General features: G+C 70.9%; 15 protein-coding genes. 11 read left to right on the top strand and 4 right to left on the bottom strand.

The window, feature by feature from the left end; all coding sequences use genetic code 11:
- Positions 1-122: 122 nt before the first annotated feature.
- From RKD20_RS01245 to RKD20_RS01235, 3 genes are all read left to right on the top strand, one after another.
- A complete protein-coding gene (locus RKD20_RS01245) occupies positions 123-1,541 on the top strand; it encodes a DUF2252 domain-containing protein (RefSeq protein WP_424875966.1) in 1,419 nt (472 codons plus the stop codon).
- A 411-nt stretch (positions 1,542-1,952) separates the two neighbouring features.
- Complete coding sequence (locus RKD20_RS01240; protein ID WP_020121633.1) at positions 1,953-2,363, top strand: DUF7144 family membrane protein; 411 nt, start codon at positions 1,953-1,955, stop codon at positions 2,361-2,363.
- Positions 2,364-2,575: 212 nt separating this feature from the next.
- Positions 2,576-3,874 (top strand): chloride channel protein, encoded by a 1,299-nt coding sequence (locus RKD20_RS01235; protein WP_424875965.1) that lies wholly within the window; start codon positions 2,576-2,578, stop codon positions 3,872-3,874.
- An 88-nt stretch (positions 3,875-3,962) separates the two neighbouring features.
- Here the strand turns inward: RKD20_RS01235 and RKD20_RS01230 are convergent, their stop codons facing one another.
- Positions 3,963-4,937, bottom strand: a complete 975-nt coding sequence (locus tag RKD20_RS01230; RefSeq protein WP_424875964.1) for a YhjD/YihY/BrkB family envelope integrity protein — start codon at positions 4,935-4,937, stop codon at positions 3,963-3,965.
- A gap of 378 nt (positions 4,938-5,315) precedes the next feature.
- Here RKD20_RS01230 and RKD20_RS01225 point away from each other — a divergent pair, with 378 nt between their 5' ends.
- The 4 genes from RKD20_RS01225 to RKD20_RS01210 all read left to right on the top strand — a co-directional run bounded on the left by RKD20_RS01225 (position 5,316) and on the right by RKD20_RS01210 (position 7,446).
- A complete protein-coding gene (locus RKD20_RS01225; protein WP_424875963.1) occupies positions 5,316-5,870 on the top strand; it encodes a GAP family protein in 555 nt (184 codons plus the stop codon).
- A 118-nt stretch (positions 5,871-5,988) separates the two neighbouring features.
- Positions 5,989-6,726 (top strand): SDR family oxidoreductase, encoded by a 738-nt coding sequence (locus tag RKD20_RS01220; RefSeq protein ID WP_424875962.1) that lies wholly within the window; start codon positions 5,989-5,991, stop codon positions 6,724-6,726.
- Positions 6,723-6,959, top strand: a complete 237-nt coding sequence (locus tag RKD20_RS01215; protein WP_424875961.1) for a DUF2945 domain-containing protein — start codon at positions 6,723-6,725, stop codon at positions 6,957-6,959. The genes RKD20_RS01220 and RKD20_RS01215 overlap by 4 nt, the downstream gene beginning before the upstream one ends.
- A 10-nt stretch (positions 6,960-6,969) precedes the next feature.
- On the top strand, positions 6,970-7,446 hold the full coding sequence (locus tag RKD20_RS01210; protein WP_424875960.1) for an MSMEG_6728 family protein: 477 nt from the start codon (positions 6,970-6,972) through the stop codon (positions 7,444-7,446).
- A 126-nt stretch (positions 7,447-7,572) separates the two neighbouring features.
- On the opposite strand, the gene RKD20_RS01205 is transcribed toward RKD20_RS01210, so the two are convergent.
- Positions 7,573-8,364 (bottom strand): MBL fold metallo-hydrolase, encoded by a 792-nt coding sequence (locus RKD20_RS01205; RefSeq protein ID WP_424875959.1) that lies wholly within the window; start codon positions 8,362-8,364, stop codon positions 7,573-7,575.
- 86 nt (positions 8,365-8,450) lie between these two features.
- Between RKD20_RS01205 and RKD20_RS01200 the strand changes: the two genes are divergently transcribed.
- Positions 8,451-9,044: a CGNR zinc finger domain-containing protein gene (locus RKD20_RS01200; protein ID WP_424875958.1), complete on the top strand. Its 594-nt coding sequence runs from the start codon at positions 8,451-8,453 to the stop codon at positions 9,042-9,044.
- Positions 9,045-9,706: 662 nt separating this feature from the next.
- Here the strand turns inward: RKD20_RS01200 and RKD20_RS01195 are convergent.
- On the bottom strand, positions 9,707-10,435 hold the full coding sequence (locus RKD20_RS01195) for a DUF4232 domain-containing protein (protein WP_424875957.1): 729 nt from the start codon (positions 10,433-10,435) through the stop codon (positions 9,707-9,709).
- 782 nt (positions 10,436-11,217) lie between these two features.
- Between RKD20_RS01195 and RKD20_RS01190 the strand changes: the two genes are divergently transcribed.
- Both RKD20_RS01190 and RKD20_RS01185 read left to right on the top strand, forming a co-directional pair.
- Positions 11,218-13,359 (top strand): hypothetical protein, encoded by a 2,142-nt coding sequence (locus tag RKD20_RS01190; RefSeq protein ID WP_424875956.1) that lies wholly within the window; start codon positions 11,218-11,220, stop codon positions 13,357-13,359.
- Between the two features lie 5 nt (positions 13,360-13,364).
- Positions 13,365-15,002 carry an ABC transporter substrate-binding protein gene (locus RKD20_RS01185; protein ID WP_424875955.1) on the top strand — a complete coding sequence of 546 codons (1,638 nt, stop codon included), beginning with the start codon at positions 13,365-13,367 and terminating at the stop codon, positions 15,000-15,002.
- Positions 15,003-15,255: 253 nt separating this feature from the next.
- Here RKD20_RS01185 and RKD20_RS01180 read toward each other — a convergent pair whose 3' ends face one another.
- A complete protein-coding gene (locus RKD20_RS01180) occupies positions 15,256-16,557 on the bottom strand; it encodes an FAD-dependent monooxygenase (RefSeq protein ID WP_424875954.1) in 1,302 nt (433 codons plus the stop codon).
- Between the two features lie 213 nt (positions 16,558-16,770).
- Here RKD20_RS01180 and RKD20_RS01175 point away from each other — a divergent pair, with 213 nt between their 5' ends.
- The gene (locus tag RKD20_RS01175) at positions 16,771-16,908 is read left to right on the top strand and encodes a hypothetical protein (RefSeq protein WP_424875953.1); all 138 of its coding nucleotides are present in this window, start codon (positions 16,771-16,773) and stop codon (positions 16,906-16,908) included.
- Positions 16,909-16,921: the final 13 nt, after the last annotated feature.

Below are 16,921 nucleotides of genomic sequence, written 5' to 3'. Positions count from 1 at the left end.
TCGGCCGGGGCACCGGCCACCACACGGCACACGGCAGGCGGGCACCTCGGAGCGGACCTCCCACAACTGACGGCCCGTCGTCCCCGTAGGCACGGAGGCGGCCATCCCCGGGAGCCGCTGTCATGACAGAGAACCACCTGGACGGCCGCGAGTTGCGGCACCGCACCCCGCAGGAGCGGGCCGCGCTGGGCAAGGCGGCGCGTGCCGCGGTCCCGCGCTCCAGCCACGCCGAGTTCGCGCCGGGGCCGAAACGCCCGGACCCGCTGGAGATCATCGGAGAGCAGTCGGCGACGCGGCTGCCCGAGCTCGTACCGGTCCGCTACGGGCGGATGTCCGAGTCTCCGTTCCGGTTCTACCGGGGAGCAGCCGCCATCATGGCGTCGGATCTCGCGGAGACGCCGCGGACGGGCTTCAGGACCCAACTGTGCGGCGACGCCCACATGCTGAACTTCCGGCTGCTGGCCTCACCCGAGCGCCGCCTCATGTTCGACATCAACGACTTCGACGAGACACTGCCCGGCCCCTGGGAGTGGGACGTCAAACGCCTGGCCGCCAGTCTCGCCATCGCCGGCCGGGCGAACGGCTTCAGCACCAAGGAGCGGGCCGGGATAGTACAGGCCACCGTGCGCTCGTATCGCGAGAACATGCGCGCTTTCGCCGGAATGGGCAACCTGGCCGTCTGGTACGCCCAGTTCGACGAGAAATGGGTGGAGGAGCGGTTCGGGGAGGACGTCTCCGCGCGGGGCCGGGACCGCTGGGGGCAGGCCCTGGCCAAGGCGCGCTCCCACGACACCCTCCAGGTCTTCGAGAAACTCACCGTCGTCGTCGACGGCAAGCGCCGTATCGCCCCGGATCCGCCGCTCATCATCCGACTTGAGGACCTGCTGCCGGACGAGCGGCGCGGCCAGCTTCAGCAGCAGATCACCCGGTTGATCGAGCGTTACGGCAAGACCCTGCAATCGGACCGGCGGTTCCTGCTGGAGCAGTACCGGGTGGCCGACATGGCGCGCAAGGTCGTCGGGGTCGGCAGTGTCGGCACCCGCTGCTGGATCGTGCTCCTGCTGGGGCGGGACGACGAGGACCCTCTGTTCCTCCAGGCGAAGGAGGCCGACGAGTCGGTGCTGGCACCGCACGTCGGGCCCAGCGCGTACCCGACCCAGGGCGAGCGGGTCGTGTCCGGGCAGCGGCTGATGCAGGCCACCAGCGACATCTTCCTGGGCTGGGAGCGGGTCGAGGGGCTCGACGGCCGACGGCGCGACTTCTACGTACGGCAGTTGCGGGACTGGAAGTGGGTCGCCGTGGCCGAGGACATGGTGCCGCGGGGCATGCGCACGTTCGGCGCTCTGTGCGGGGTGACGCTGGCCCGCGCTCACGCCAGGTCCGGCGACCGCATCGCCATCGCCGCGTACCTGGGCGGCGGGGACTCCTTCGACCGGGCGCTGGTCACGTTCGCCGAGCGCTACGCCGACCAGAACGAACGGGATCACCAGGCGCTCGTCGACGCCATCAGCGCCGGAAAGCTGCCGACGGAGGCCGCCTGAGGAGGCGACGGCATGGCCAGGGTCAGTGGCGCCGGCCCATGCCCCGGGACGCGGTCACCACGCGGGCGCTGCCGACAACGGGGCGATGGCGACGAGGGTGCCCTGGATCTTCTCCAGGGGTACGCCGATTTCTCGGCGGCGCCGACGTTGAGCAGGCACGAGGCAGGGGAGGCGCCTGTGGCCACCAGCGCGCCAGGGCCGCTTCACGGGTCGGCAGGTAGGTTTCCGGAGGCAGGCCGGATGGTTCGAACGCGTTGCGCGTCATCTCGGCCAGAGTGTCGAACACGGTGTCAGCCGAATCGACCTCCCGAACCTCACCCGTAACGGGTGATCACCGGTGGCGGATCACTCCGCATGCTCGCAGATGAGGCGCTGAGTGCCGCCTCTCGCCGGGGAAGTGAGGAATCGACCATGGCCACCACCACGACGCACCGCCACTCGGAAACCGCCGAGGCGACTGCCGGCGGCCTGACAGTGTTCGCCGCTGTCCTGCTGTTCATTGCCGGTGTCCTGGACCTCTTCCGGGGCATCATGGCCATCGCCAACGACGACGTCTTCGTGAACACCCCCAACTACGTCTTCAAGTTCGACCTGACCAGCTGGGGTTGGATCCAGCTGGTGCTCGGAGTGATCGCCATGAGCGTGAGCGCGGGTCTCTTCACGCGTGCCACCTGGGCCCGGGTCGTCGGGGTCGGCATCGCGGGGCTGGCGATCATCGCCAACTTCCTGTCGATCCCGTACTACCCCGTCTGGTCACTCACCCTGATCGCGATGTACGCCTTCGTCATCTGGGGCCTGTGCGTCGTGCGGCGGGAACGCTGAGCGATCCTTACGGGACATTCGACGCTCGCCTCCTCAAGGCGCCCGCATGTCCCCAGCAGACGTCCGGTCATCGCCCTGCTCAACGGTTCAAGCCGACGCGCCCCCATCGTGTGGCGCCGAACTCGGGAGGACCCATCGCCGGAACGACGTCGGAGAGCGGCTCCGGCCCCGCGGCTCGGAGTCAGCCACCGGAAGCCGACCTGCTGAGAACCATGCTGGGCCGGCCGGAGTATCGCAAGGCCCTGGTGTTCTGTGGCCTGATCGGCATTCCGGTGGCGCTGATCGCCTTCTGGTTCCTTGTGGCGGTCCAGCAGCTGGAGCAGCTGATCTGGACGGACTGGCCCAAGGACCTGGGTTGGGAGAAGGCTCCCTGGTGGTGGGCGCTTCCCCTGCTCACGCCGGCCGGTCTCGTGGTCGGCGTGGTGGCCGCCCGGTTTCCGGGCCGGGGCGGACACGTGCCCGCGGGGGGCCTGCACTCGGGCGGCATCACGAGAAAGGCGCTGCCCGGCGTCCTGATCGCCGCTCTGGTCGGTCTGCCGCTCGGCGTCGTGCTGGGGCCCGAGGCACCGCTGATCGCGATGGGCGGCGGACTGGCTCTGCTCTTCGCGAACCTGGCCCGGGCTCCGGAGACCGAGGCGAGCACGGCGCTGCTGAGTGCGGCCGGGGCGGCGGCCGCCGTCTCCGCGCTCTTCGGGAATCCGATCGTGGGCGCGGTGCTGCTGATCGAGGTGGCCGGGGTGGGCGGCCCGCAACTGTTCGCGGTGATGCTGCCGGCACTGCTGGCCAGCGGGGTGGGCGACCTGATCTTCACCGGTTTCGTCCGCTGGACCGGCTTCGAGACGGGGAGCCTGGACATCGGCCTGCCCAAACCGCCGCCGCTCGACTGGGCGGACGTGCTGTGGGTGCTGGTGCTGGCCCCCGGCCTCGCGTTCCTCGTCCACTGGGCCTTCGTGGGCGGACGCTTCGCTGCGCGGTTCGCAGCGGCCCGGACGGTCCGCAACACCACCCTCTGCGCGCTGGCTGCGGCGGTCTGCATCACCCTCTACGCCGTCGCCACGGGGCGCTCGCCCGCCGAGGCGGCCCTGTCGGGCGAATCCACCCTCTCCGATCTGGCGCACGATCCGCACGCCTGGCCGGTGGGCGCTCTGATCGCGGTGCTAGCTTTCAAGAGCCTGGCGTACGCGCTGTGTCTGGGCGGTCTGCGCGGTGGTCCCGTCTTCCCCGCTCTGTTTCTGGGCGGAGCGGCCGGTGTGCTGCTGGCTCCGCTGCCCGGTCTGGGGCTGGTCCCGGCGATGGCGGTCGGGATGGCGGCTTCGGTGACCGCGGCCTTGCGGCTGCCCGTGAGCGGAGTCGTCCTGGTCGTGCTCCTGCTGGGCAACGTGGACACGGTGGCGCTGGTGGTGCTGGCCGCGGTCGTGTCCTTCGTGCTCGTCCAGCGGCTGCCGCAGGGCCCGGGCCTCCCTGCGACCGGTGAGCAGCCGACCGATCGGACGGCTCACCGACGCCCATGACGGCCGGGTGAGTTCGTGATGGCCACCTGCCGCCCTGGCCGTCGGCCGTGCGGCATGGCCTGCCCGCACTACTCGGAAGTGCGGGTCATCACGGTGGTGAGCTGTCGTGCGGAGCGCCGTCCCTCGGCGTGTCGCCGGGCGGCGGGCCCGGTGGCTCAGGTGTGCCCAGATGGCGGGCGGCCCAGGGTTCACGGGCGATGACCGCGCCGGCCGTGAGGCACAGAGTCGCCACCACGCAGAGCGTGATGAGCCAGGACAACAGCGTGAAGACGGCACCCATGGAGCCGTACTTCGCCAGGCTGTGGTTGAGGGCCCGGGGCACGTACAGGGACGCGGTGGAGGTGAGGACGGCCAGGGCCGTCCCGGTCAGCAGCGCACCCGGCAGCAGCGGCCGCCAGGGCACGCGCGCGACCAGCAGAAGATGCTGTGTCCACCACCAGATGCCGACCTCTGCGATCAGCAGCAGGGGTACGCCGAGCCACAGTCCGAGGCCGAAGCCGTTGCGCAGACTCCCCTGTACGGCGAACATGGCCAGCCATGTCGCGAGCCAGGCGATCCAGCGCCAGGCGGCCACCCGCGCGCTCGCCTTGGGCAGGCTCCAGGCCCGCTGGCACAACCGTTGCATGGCGCGGCTGCACGCGGTGGCCGAAAGGAGCACCATCAGCCCGCCGACGACACCAGTGGTCTGCCGCAGCTCGTCGGACGGCTCATCGGCGCCCTGGAGAACCTTGTTCAGTTCGGCGTTCGCGTTTCCGGTCAGACCGAAGGCGTCGTGCAAGGACGCGACCAACTGGTCACGCAGCCACTGCGGGGCGATGGAGCCCACCACGAACAGCAGGGGCACGGCCGTGAGGAACGTCTGGGCGGCCAGCCGGGTCGCGGAGTCGAACACGTTCACCGAGATCAGGTGCGACAGCAGATGCGTGATCACGGGGAACCGGTTCTCGGCCCGGGTGCGCAGTTCCACCAGCCGGGCCCCCGTCGAGGCGGCACGCTGCCGCAGCGCCGCCCGGCGCGACGGACGGTCCGGGCGCCTTCTTCCGGTCCCAGTCCCTGGCTGCATGCTGCCAGGGTGCCGCCCCGGAGACCACGCGGCCCCGGCAGGTGTAAGCCGCAGGGCCGAACGGGTCAACAAAGTCGTACGCAAAGGTGCGGAGGGGTGATCTGGCTACTGGGCCGGACGAGTCTCCGGCGCGGACCGGCCTCGCCGCCGACGAATTGTGAGGGGCGAAACCGACGGGGAGACTGAAGTCATGATCGAGAGCCGTGCCGTGGCCGGACACTCACCATTGCGCGGGGGCCGTGATGGTGCTTGACCTGCTGGTCATCGGCTTCGCGATCGCCGTGTTCCCCTGTCGGTGACCGCGTTCGTACTGGTGCTGTCGGCGCGTGGCGGAGTCTGGAACGGCTAGTCTTCATCCTCGCCTGGCTCGCCTGCTTCGTGGCCGTCCTGGCCGCCGTACTGTTGACCACCGGCGGCAAACCGCCGGCTCCCCACTCCCCGCCCTCCACCGCCTCCTCCGCCGTCAAGCTTGCCATCGGCGTGGGACTCGTCGGATACGGCTGGTACCGGCACAGGCACCGGCACCAGTCCCGGCGCAAGAACCATGAGGGGACCGTCGCCCCTTCCGGCCGACGGCACAAGTCCTCCGGCGGGCTGATGGCGCGACTCGACCAGATCTCCCTGTGGACCGCGGCGGGGCTGGCTCCGCTGCTCCAGCCGTGGGGGCTCGTGGCAGCCGGCGCGGCGACGGTGGTCAGCGCCGACATGTCCCACGCATCCTCTTACGTGGCCCTGTTCGGATACTGCCTCCTCGCCACGAGCAGCCTGCTGGCGATGGAGGTCTGCACGACGTTCGCTCCGGACTCGGCCAGAGTGCGCCTGGGCAAGCTCCGCACCTGGATCACGACCCACCAAGAGCAGGCGCTGGTGGCTGTGGCATTGGTGGCGGGATTGTTCTTGGTGAGCAGAAGCGTCGCCCAGTTGACGTCCTGAGCCTTCCTGCCGCGAGCCCGCGAGCCCGCGGGGAAGGGGGGCGGGTGACCCGGGCATTCCCGAGCTGCCCTCACCGAGAGCTTCGCCCCAGCCGCGTGGCTGCTTCGAGACGTCGTCGATGGCTTTCCCGCAGCTGGGCAGACTGCTCCAGCCGAGGCCGCCCCGACCACGACGGGCGCCCGCCGCCTCGCGGGACATGGAACGCATCCGAGCGCCACTTCCGTGCCGAAGTACGGGTGCAGGACACGCACACGAACCAAGGGAAGGGCATCCCTTGCGCAGCAGCCCGCTTGTCGGACGGACAGTCGCCGTCACCGGAGCCGCTCGCGGCCCGGGACGTCGCTCGCCGCGGCGCCCAGGTTGCGAGAAGACGACCCTCGACGAGCCGGCCGTGTCCTCGCCGGGGCCGGCGCCGGCCCCGGCCGTCGAGGTCGACGTCACGGACCCCGCCGCGGTGGGGGCGGACGCCCGGACGGTACGACAGGGTCTCGGCCGGCCTTCGGCAGCGGTGGCCGCCGCGGGCATCGCGGAGGGCGGCCCGGGCGTCGACTCGGATCCGGCCACGTGGGCCCACGGCATCGACGTCGACCTGACCGGCAGCGCCCGCAGGGTCCGCGCCTGCTTGCCCGACGTGCTCGATACGGCGGCCCGCTTCCTCCAGCTCGCTTCACTACGGCTACATGGGCGAATCGCGCGCTCACATGCCCGCCCGGGCCGCCGGGAGTGCCCCGTGTACACGGTTGCCGCTCGCCTGGTCGACGGTCCGGAGCGGTGCCGTTCGACCGGGATGTCGCGTGGTGCGCGCCGCACCGGGCGATCGCGTCCTGGATGGAGAGGAACGGAGGAACCGCCATGACGAAGAAGGCGAAGGGCAGGGCTCGGAGCGACAACTTCACGCGGGGCGACGAGGTGACCTGGAGGAGCCACGGCAGTACCGCCGACGGCACGGTCGTCCGCAAGCTCACCCGACGCACCGAGGCCGCAGGCCGCACCGTTGACGCCTCACAGGAGGAGCCGCAGTACGAGGTGCGCAGTGCCAAGTCCGGCAGTACGGCGGTGCACAAGCCGTCCGCTTTGCGCAGGAAGTGAGCGGGCGCCGATGCAGACCTTCCTGCCCCACCCGGACTTCCGGCAGACGGCTCTGTTGCTGGACCGGCGACGACTGGGCAAACAGAGAGTCGAGGCCTTGCAGGTGCTGCGCGGCCTGACGGTGCCGGGATACGGCTGGCGTCGGCATCCGGCCGTACGGATGTGGGTGGGGTACGAGGAGGCACTCGTACGGTACGGCCTGGAGATCTGCCGGGTCTGGCGCGAGCAGGGGCACCAGGACAGCTGCGCTTCCTCGCTGGTGGCCGGACTGGCCGCCGTGCACCCTGGCACCCCGGTACGCGATCAGCCGGCGCTGGCGGCCGTCGGCGAGCTGCCGCCCTGGCACGGCGACGAGGCCTTCCACGAAAGCCATCGCTCGGCCTTGGTCCGCAAGGACCCGGAGGTGTACGGCGAGCTGTTCCCGGGCGTCCCCAACGACCTCCCGTATGTGTGGCCCGCGTCCGACAGGGAGGGACAGCCGTGCTGACGGCGGTCCGGGAACAACTGGGCCAGGCCCTGTTCCCGCGCCCCGCGGGTCCCGGCGGGCCGACGGCCCCCGGATGTGAGCGGCGTGGAGCCTCGCTGTTGCCGCCGGCGCTTCAGGCGTTGGAGCTCAGTCTCGCCGGCCCCAGTCCAGGCGGTCGGCCAGACCGGCGGCGGTGAAGGCGGCGATCAGCTCGTCGCGGCCTTCGGTGAAGTGGGCCCAGCTGTCGTAGTGGACGGGGACTACGCGGCGGGCGCCGAGGAGTTGGGCGGCCTCAGCGGCCTGGGCGCTGTTCAGGACGATCAGCTGGTTGTCGAAAAGTTCGGGGAAGCGGGGGGCGCCGGCGAAGAGGAGAGCGGTGTCAATGGGGGCGAAGCGCTCGGCGATCTCCTTGACCGCGTCGAGGGAAGCGTTGTCGCCGCTGACGTAGACGGTCGGCAGACCCTCTCCGGTCAGAACGAATCCGACGACCTGTCCGGTAACGAGCTCGACCTTCTCACGCGGGCCGGGGCCGTGGATGGCGGGGACGCCGGTCACGGTGATCGTGCCGCCGTCGGGGCGGTTCAGCTCGATGGATTCCCAGTCGGCCAGGCCCGTGGCCCTGTCCCTGAGGCGCTCTCCGCCGCCGGGGGTGGTGAGGGTGAGCGCGACGTCGGCGAGCAGGGACCGGCCGGAGGTGTCCAGGTTGTCGGGGTGCTCGTCGTGCGAGAGCAGAACCACGTCGATGGAGCCGAGATCGGCGGGGGCTCCGCCGGCGGGGGCGGTCTTGGTGAGGAACCGGCCGTCGGGACGGGTGTAGTCGCCCGGGGCGTCGAAGGTCGGGTCGGTCAGGAAGCGCAGGCCGCCGTACTCGAAGAGGGCGGTCGGGCCGCCGAAGACCCGGACGGGAAACGGGTTGGTCGTTGAGGGAAGGGAAGTCATGAAGCACCTCACGGATGAGTGTTTTTTAACCGTGAGGTGACGGTAGCTGCTTCTCACGGATGCGTGCAAGCCGTACCATGAGGAACATGAAGGAGCCCCTGATCGACCAGCCTGGTCTGCCGCCCGCTCAGGGTGAGGAAGAGCACCTGTCTCTCGCCCTCGCCAACAGCGCGATCGCGCTGACCGGCGGGCACACAGTCGATCTTCTGGGCGCTCCCGCGCAGGCGAACCACTGGCTGACGGCACGGGGTCTCGCACCGGTCGACGCCGGCATGCGGGAGATGTGCGCGACACAGCTGCGCTCGCTGCGCGAACAGATCAGGTCACTGTTCGCCGCCCGCACTGAGGGGCTGCCTGCCATCCCCGCCGCGGTCAGGGCCGTCAACGACGCGATGACCCGCGTTCCCACCGCCCCGTTGCTGCAGTGGGACGACAAATCCGGCCCCTACCGCGCCACCCCCCACCCCACCACCGCAATCGTGGACCACGCCCTGGCCACTCTCGCCGCCGACGCTGCCGACCTGCTCACAGGCCCCGACGCGGACCGCCTCACCGCCTGCGGCTCTGCCCCGTGCAACCGTTACCTGCTCCGCTACGGTCGCCGCCACTGGTGTTCCACCCGCTGCGGCGACCGCGCGCGTGCCGCCCGCGCCTACGCCCGCCGCACTGCGTCCCCATGACGCTGCACCCAGCGTCCAGCAGTGCTGACTCGAACAAAGCCCGGGCCAGGAGAACAACCCTTCCTCTACGCCGCCGGTGACTCGCAAGGGCTGAACGAGGGCACCTGCACAGACGCCTTGGCCACGGGCGTCGTCGCCGTCGGCGCACCCTCTCCGGGCGTGGGCGGGCCGACTGTCGGCGCTGCCTGCTTCGGCATCGGATAAGGCGCGGGCGAACCGGGGGAGAAGGCCGCCACCAACGTCCTGACACCACCCGCGAGACATGCAGGAGATGTGGCGCGCCCCGCCCAGCTGGTGCCGCACCGGCCGGGCGAAGCGTTGACCGCGTGGCGCGCCCGACCGCTGGGTCCGGGCACAGTGACGCACGCGGCCTTCGGGACCGTGGCGCCCAGCCCGGGCGATGTCGGCCGCTCAGGTCGTCGTCCACCACAACACGACCGTCCTTTGACGCAGTCGGGCATCGTTCTGCTCGGAGTCACGTCAGGGAGAAACACATGGCGGCCCTACGGGCCAACGCCACAGGCTGGGCACAACTCCGGAAGCCGCGCCAGGCCGCATCCATGTGATCCACGACGGACCCGCCACCATCGGCGGGCGGGGACAACTGACCCCGCTCCGCTCGACATAGTCCTGCTGCGCGCGGGTGCCGCGTCTGAAATCGGTCACGCAGGCTGGACCGCGGATACGGCGGTGACGGTCACGGTGTCGTCGCACTCGGCGAACTGCCCGTCGTCCAGGGCCACCTGGTGTGCGCCGGACCCCGGCAGCCGGACGACCATCGTGGGATACACCACGGGCGCCGAACCGGACACGCAGTACCCGTCGGCCTCTCCCTGCACCTGCACGAACGTCAGCTTCACCCATGCCTTGCCGCCGGGGGCCACCTTCACTGACGTCGCGGCTCCGGTCGGCTTGACGGTGAGCGGCACGTTCATCTCGGGAGAGCCGTTCGCGGCACCGGCCACCGTGGGGTGCCCCTTGAGGACGCATGTCCGTGCGGACACGTTGGTGAACTCGACGACGGCCGCCCCGGTCCCCGTACCGTCAGGCCGCACGGCCGCCTGACGGGCGGTCGCCTTCAGACTGCCCGCGGAACAGGTCGCCGCCGGACCGCCCGGAGCGGGTGCGGACGACGCGGGTGCGGAGGCGGCGGGTGCGGAGGACGCGGGCCGGGAGGCGGAGGGCGTGGAGGAACCGGAGGCGGGGCTGCCGGGCTTCGAGGCGCCGGCCGCGGAGGAGGAGGCCGCTGAACTGACGGTCCCGGACGGGGTGACGCCGCCGTCTGCGGTGTCCGCGCCGCCCCCACCGGGCTGACAGCCTGCCAGCGCCAGCGCCGCTGACGCCACGACGACCGCCATCGCCGAACCGCGCATCTTGTTCACGTACCGCATGCTGTTCCCCCGAGTCCCAGTTGTCCGGAGCGCGGCTCCTCGCCGCCCCGCCGAAGCAGACAGCACCGTGGAGCCGGCAGTTCTCCCACACTCCGACCTGTGACCCTCCGGTGACGAAACCCGGCCACAACCACCATGGAACGCCCCCGCCACAGCGCCAAGTCCGGCAACACGGCGGCCCACAAGCCGTCAGCGCTCTGGCGTCGGCATCCGGCCGTACGGATGTGAGCGGGGGCGAGGAGGCAGTCGTACCGGCCGGCCTGGAGAAGGCGCGAACACGGGCACCTGGACAGCTGCGCTGCCTCGCTGGTAGCCCCCGGGTAAGAGGCCGGCGGAGTGGGCGGCCGCAGGCGAGCTGCCGCCCCGGCAAGGTGCACGGCGAGCTGTTCCCCGGCGTCCCCGACGACCTCCCCTACGTGTGGCCAGCCTCCGACGCGGTGGATGTCGCGTTCCGCCGGTGTCGGGGTGATCACGACGGCTCCCGGGGTACAACGGCCCGTGGACGTGCACCGTATTCCCGGGCCCTGGCCCAGGTGCCCCTCCGGCACGGGAAACGAGCACGCGGCACGCGGGAAGCGATCTTCAACTGCTCCTGACGCCACAGGGGGTGGGGCGTGCTGGTGAACGCCCAAGGCCCGTCGGCTGCGACGGCACCATCCTCACCACCAACTTCCTTTCACATAACAGCCATTGTCCTGACTGAAGGGCTCGTGTTCCACTAATCTCCGTCCACCACACAGATCACCCGCTCTCGGGCGGGAGGGCATTCACGGGGGAGATGCGTGTATGAGGACCTGGGCTTCGAGAAACTCCTCGACGCGGACGGTTTCTTCGCACAGCTGTTAGGCCGGTCGCCCTCGGGTGAGGACCGCAAGCCGTTGTACGGCTCCGACCTGCCCGTGGTGCTGCTCACCGGCGGCCCGGGGATGGGCAAGGGGCGGCTACTGCGGGCGGTGCACGCCCGGTTCGCCCGCCAGGTGCCGGTGATCCGTCTGGACTGCGCCTCATCGCAGTACGCGGACCGGGCCCGCCCGGAGCCGGGTGCTCGCTCGGCGGTGACCGAGGCCCTGTTCGAGGCCGCTCTGCTGCTGCACACCTGGCGGGGAACGGGCGGCGCCTTCATCTTCCCGCGGTTCTTCGCGGGCTTGGCGGTGATCGCGACGGGCGTCGCGGACGGCACCCGCGCGGGGATCAGGACAGAGGTGGAGCGGTACGAGGAGCTGATGCAGCAGCCGCGCCTGCGCGCTCTGTCGGCGCGCGACGTCTGGCGCGGCGCGCTCCTCGGGGCCGTACGGAACATGCTGGAGGTCCTGGCCGCGCAGGCCCTCGGCCAGTACGGGGCCGCCGCCCTCACCGCGCTGCTCGACGCCCTCTTCGAGCGCCTGACACCCCGGGGCGAGGCGGAACTGACCCGGATCTACGGCGAGTATCCCGGCGCGGCCGGCCAGCCCAAGCACGGGCTGCGCAAGCTCGCCGTCGACTTCCGGGCCGGCGGCGAGGGGCGGGAGGACGCGGAGCGCTTTCTGTTCCGGGCGCTGCGCGAGGACCTGGAGGCGGCGTACGGCGGTCTGGGCGGCTGGCTGGGCCGGGTCGGCCGCCCGGGACTGCTGCTGGACCATGCCGAAGAACCGCTGGGCGAACGGCTGTTGCGCGCCGTGCTCACCGACCGCCGGGACGGGCAGCGCGACCGCGTGGTGATCGTTGGTACGGCGCGCCGGGCGGACGGCGGGGACTTCCTGCACGGGGGGCTGCCACCGCGGGAGGTGGCGGCCTTCCGGCCCGCCGACGGGGTGCCGGCCACCTGGTCCCGCCGCCGGGACTCGGAAGGGGACCGGGGCCCGCTCTCGGCCGGGGTGCTCATACTGCGGATGCCCTACCTCACCGGCGACCAGCTCCGCCGGGCGACCGAGCGAATACAGCTGGGCGCGGAGCGGGAGGGCGGTGCGGATCGCCGCCGTATCACCGCCGCCGTGGCCCAGCTGAGCGGCGGCCGGCCGCACACGGTGATCCGGCTGGCCACCGCCGCCGCCGACCATCGGATGGAGACGGACGCCAACGACCGCGCCATCCTGGACGCCAAGCTGCACCACCCGGACGGCGCCCCCGAGCGGCCGGTGACGGACGTGCTGCTAGAGGAGCTGATCCTGGACCAGTTGCCGGTGCGACTTGCGCACGAGCACCATGACCAGTGGCTCGATCTCCTCACCCATCTGTCGGTGGCGCACGACGTGGAGTGCGCCGACGTCCTGTTGCACCACCACCAGGCAGGCCGTGTCCTGCGGCTGTCGGCACACGAGGTCGCGCAGCTGCTCGACGACACCGGGTGGCCCAGCTGCGAGCGGCACTTCATCGGGGACTTCGGCCTGCGCCAGCTGCTGGTGCACCGACTGTACGGGCTGGAGCACGACGGGGCCGCCTGGTACGCCGACCACCATCTGCTGCGCGACCACTACGCCGTGAGCGAGCCGAGCGGCGGTGCTTTCCGCTCGGTGACAACCCATCAGATGAACCACCACCTCGTCTCGGGCGGCGTCGACGACGTGGTGCGCCATCTCGCCGCCACCCTCCCCGGGCGCCCCCGCCAGTGGTGCGAGGAACTGCTGGAGATCGCCCAGGCGCCCTATCCGGGCGGGGCGGACGAGCGCCGCAAGCGCGCCCAGGGTCTGGTAGCGGTCGAGGGAGCGCCGCTGCGCCGCACCGTCGACCAACTGCTGCACGCCGTATGGCTGTGCGAGGAGCGCACCAGGCCGACCGGAGGCGAAATGGCGGGCACGCTGGAGCAGTTGCTGAGACTGCTGTCGACCATGGACTTCGACGGCGCCGGAGAACTCGGCCCGACAGCCACCCGGTGGAGCCGACTGGCCGCGAACGAGCAGCCGTTGCTCCGCTGCGCATGCACCGATCAGCTCGGCCGAAGGAGGTAACCGGGATGCCCGGCTGGATACCCAGGTGGAACAGGCTGCCCCGGTGGGGAAGGATCCTCTACGCGCTGGTGGGCGTGGCGGTGCTCGTGGCCGCCGGCGTGTACGGCATTCCCGCCATCCAGAGGCCGGACACCTGCCACGACGGCATCGAGAAGATCGGCGGCGAGTGCATCGGCGTCGACGGCGCGGGCTACGACTTCGGCACACCGGAGATAAGCGCCGTGGTCAAGGCCATCTCGGAGGAGAACAAGAGGATCGCGAAGCAGCCCCACGTCACCGTGGCGATGGTGCTGCCCCTCCAGTCGACCACGGCGGGGCTGCGGCGGCAGATGCGCAGCGACCTCCAGGGCGCGTATCTGGGACAGCGGCAGGCCAACTCGGGCGTGGGCCAAGTGCCCAGGATCCGGCTGGTGCTGGCCAATCCGGGAAGGGGCTACCGCCATCAGGAAAAGGTCGTGGACGCGCTGCTCGACATGGCCCGATCCGAGAAGGACAAGCTGCGGGCCGTCACGGGCTTCAACCTCACGCTCGACGCCACAGAGAAGGCCGTAGCACGTCTGACGGAAAACGGTGTCCCGGTGCTCGCCTCCCGGATCAGCGGCGACGGGATCGCGAACGTCGAGGGGCGGAAGCAACGATTCCCCGGCCTTGCCCGGATCATCCCCACCAACGGCGATGCGGCCAAGGCCCTGGCCAACTTCAACGGCGAGCGGGGCCGGGAAGATGCCAGGACGGTGCTGGTCTACGACACCCGCCCGGACGCCTACGCCCAGTCCTTGGCGAGCGCGTTCCGGGGGATCAAGGAGACGGGTCCGGCCGGGCCCGCCGACATGTCCTTCGAATCCCCGGGGATCGACGAGGCCGGCTCGACCGGCAGTCAGTTCGAGCAGATCGCCAACAACATCTGCGGTTCCGCGGCAGACACGGTCTACTTCGCGGGGCGCACGCTGCACCTGCGGATCTTCGCGCTCACCCTCGCCAAGCAGACGTGCGCGGACCGCCACTTCACCCTGATCAGCGGCTCCGACGCCGCCTCTCTGCGGCAGGCCATGTCCGAGAAGGACTGGGCGCAACTGCGCGGCGAGGACGGTGGAGCCAAGGTGACGGTCCAGTATGCCGCCCCCGCCCACCCGGCGGCCTGGGACACCGAACTGTCCGCCTGGACCAAGCAGTGGAAGAAGTCCCGCCACCGCGAGCCCACCGCGAGCGAACTCCCCCAGTACCTCACGGAGCCCAAGGCGGCCCTGGTCGGCCTCAACGACCTGATCAAGAGCACGATCTCGACAGGCACGGACCTCGGCTCCACTCCGAACCTGGAGGACTCCCGCACCATGCTCGTCTACGACGGCCTCGTCACCATCGGCACGGCCCTGCACGAGGTACAGGGCAACGACGCCGAGCAGGCGCCCAGCCTCACGGACGTCCGCCAGGAGTGGTCGAAACTCCAGTCGGTGCACCGGGTGAGGGGCACAAGCGGCCTGATCTGCCTGACCAGCGGCGGGAATCCGTACGACAAGCCGGTCGCGGTGGTCGAACTGAACCCGGGTCAGGGCGTGCGCGGGTCCCTGAAGTTCGTCGGTCTCGGCTGGCCCACCGGCAAGGAACAGCCGAAGAACTGCGTGATCCCGAGCGGCACTTCCTGAGACAGTCGCTCCCTCTCTGCCCAGCGCTCTACTTGAGGATGTCGACTACGGGGCCTGCCACTTGGGGGCCCGCCACCCTTTGTGCCGCAGGAACGCGCTCAAGGCGCGGGCCTGGTGGCGGAGGCGTTTCTCGGCGCGACCTCGGTCGCTGCCGCATCTGCTTCGCCGAAGCGCGCACCACGCGGCCTGAGCGGAGGTCGTCCGGGGGTGTGTCCTGCCAAGCCGTGGTCCCTCTCGACACGTTATGTGTCACCTACGGCTTGGCTGACGAGGTGATCGGGGATCCGGCCGGGGCGGCGGAGTCAGGCGCCCCCGCGTAGTCGGGCAGCTCGACGCCGTTGATCGCGCGCCCGACCAGCTCGGTGAACCATTCGCCGCTGAAATCCGGGAGCGGCTCGGCGTCCGGCCCGGGGACGTCGCGGGTGCGGGCGTTCAATCGGCCGATCTCCTGGTTGGCCTCGACGAACGAGCGCATCCGCGCCTCGTAGCGGGCGAACCCGGTGCCGGGGTCCCACTCGGCGGCGGCCAGGTCTCCGGCCAGTACGTAGGCGCCGACCAGTGCCAGCCCGGTGCCCTGTCCGGACATCGGTGACGAGCTGAACGCCGCGTCCCCGAGCAGCCCCACTCGTCCGCTCGACCAGCGGTCCATCACCACCTGGGCGACCTGGTCGAGGTAGAAGTCCGGGGTGTCGTCAAGGTGCGCGAGGATGTCCGGAGCCAGCCAGCCCAGGCCCGCCATCCGCTCACGCAGCAGGCGCTTTTGGGCCGCGACGTCACGGTAGTCGACGTCGAAGTCGGCCGAGGCGCAGTAGAACATCGCCATCGCCCGGGCGGCGTCCTGGATGGGACGCAGGAGGGCTGAGCGCCCGGACTCCTGGTCCTGGTACTCGAGCAGCCAGCGGTCCAGCCCGAACTCGTTGGGCACACTGTAGAAGGCCAGCACGTGCCCGAGGTGGCGCAGAAACCGCTCATGCGGCCCGAAGACCATCGCCCGCAGCTCCGAGTGCAGCCCGTCGGCCCCGACCACCAGGTCGAAGCGCCGCCGGTCGCCGCTCGCGAAGACCACGTCGACCCCGTCCCCGTCCTGGGCGAGCTCGGCGATGCGGTCGCCGAAGATGTACTCGACGCCGTCGCGGGTGTCGTCGTAGAGCACCTGGGACAGGTCCCCGCGCAGGATCTCGATGTCCGCGATGAACCCGTCGCCACCGTCGTCGTCCGCGCGGAAGGTCTCCAGTACCTTCCCGTCCGCGTCCACGGTGTGCGCGCCGGCGGTGTCGGTGCACGCCGCGCGGACCGCCGCGTCCAGCCCCATGCGCACGATGACCTCCTTGGCGATGCCGCGTGCGTCCACCGCCTGCCCGCCGGGACGCAGCTCGGGAGCCCGCTCCACCACGGTCACCTCGGCCCCCCACCGGCGCAGCCAGTGGGCCAGGGCGGGTCCCGCGATGCTCGCCCCCGCGACCAACACCCTGGGACGGCTCACTCGCGTCCCCGGCTCGCCTGTCGGGATCGTGCGCTCCTGCTCGGAGTCGTTGACGCCCATCACTGCCTCCATGTGCTGCCTCCTGTGCTGGAACGTTTCCAGCACAGGACCACCGCCGTCGGTGGATCCAGGGTGTCGACTGCGGATCCGCACAAAACTCGTCGGTACGGCCGAGATCGCGTCCACGCCCGCTCGTCGCAGGAGTCCGGCCGTATGGCGGTCGCAGCTGAATGACCTTCAGCAGCCCCGGAGCGAGGTCGCAGTCGACTTCATGGTGCGGAACGAATGGTCGGCGGGCCGCATCCACTGCTTCTTGAGACCCGCAAGGTCGCACGCTCCATCGGTTCGGGCGACCCCGCCCCGCACGCCGACCGCCGCGGTGGCTGGGGGAGGGTGCTGGACCTGGACGCCCGGCTCGGCTGACCGCCAGGTGGCG

It is taken from the genome of Streptomyces sp. SLBN-8D4 (genome assembly GCF_049739545.1).
Classification (GTDB): domain Bacteria; phylum Actinomycetota; class Actinomycetes; order Streptomycetales; family Streptomycetaceae; genus Streptomyces; species Streptomyces canus_C.
The sequence above is the reverse complement of the archived record's forward strand: the minus strand, read 5'-3'. Positions and strand labels throughout refer to the sequence as shown.

Excerpts from the sequence above, each read along its gene's own strand:
- RKD20_RS01245 (WP_424875966.1), top strand. The coding sequence starts at position 123 with ATGACAGAGAACCACCTGGACGGCCGCGAGTTGCGGCACCGCACCCCG.
- RKD20_RS01240 (WP_020121633.1), top strand. The coding sequence starts at position 1,953 with ATGGCCACCACCACGACGCACCGCCACTCGGAAACCGCCGAGGCGACT.
- RKD20_RS01235 (WP_424875965.1), top strand. The coding sequence starts at position 2,576 with ATGCTGGGCCGGCCGGAGTATCGCAAGGCCCTGGTGTTCTGTGGCCTG.
- RKD20_RS01230 (WP_424875964.1), bottom strand. The coding sequence starts at position 4,937 with ATGCAGCCAGGGACTGGGACCGGAAGAAGGCGCCCGGACCGTCCGTCG.
- RKD20_RS01220 (WP_424875962.1), top strand. The coding sequence starts at position 5,989 with ATGGCTTTCCCGCAGCTGGGCAGACTGCTCCAGCCGAGGCCGCCCCGA.
- RKD20_RS01215 (WP_424875961.1), top strand. The coding sequence starts at position 6,723 with ATGACGAAGAAGGCGAAGGGCAGGGCTCGGAGCGACAACTTCACGCGG.
- RKD20_RS01210 (WP_424875960.1), top strand. The coding sequence starts at position 6,970 with ATGCAGACCTTCCTGCCCCACCCGGACTTCCGGCAGACGGCTCTGTTG.
- RKD20_RS01205 (WP_424875959.1), bottom strand. The coding sequence starts at position 8,364 with ATGACTTCCCTTCCCTCAACGACCAACCCGTTTCCCGTCCGGGTCTTC.
- RKD20_RS01200 (WP_424875958.1), top strand. The coding sequence starts at position 8,451 with ATGAAGGAGCCCCTGATCGACCAGCCTGGTCTGCCGCCCGCTCAGGGT.
- RKD20_RS01195 (WP_424875957.1), bottom strand. The coding sequence starts at position 10,435 with ATGCGGTACGTGAACAAGATGCGCGGTTCGGCGATGGCGGTCGTCGTG.
- RKD20_RS01185 (WP_424875955.1), top strand. The coding sequence starts at position 13,365 with ATGCCCGGCTGGATACCCAGGTGGAACAGGCTGCCCCGGTGGGGAAGG.
- RKD20_RS01180 (WP_424875954.1), bottom strand. The coding sequence starts at position 16,557 with ATGGAGGCAGTGATGGGCGTCAACGACTCCGAGCAGGAGCGCACGATC.
- RKD20_RS01175 (WP_424875953.1), top strand. The coding sequence starts at position 16,771 with ATGGTCGGCGGGCCGCATCCACTGCTTCTTGAGACCCGCAAGGTCGCA.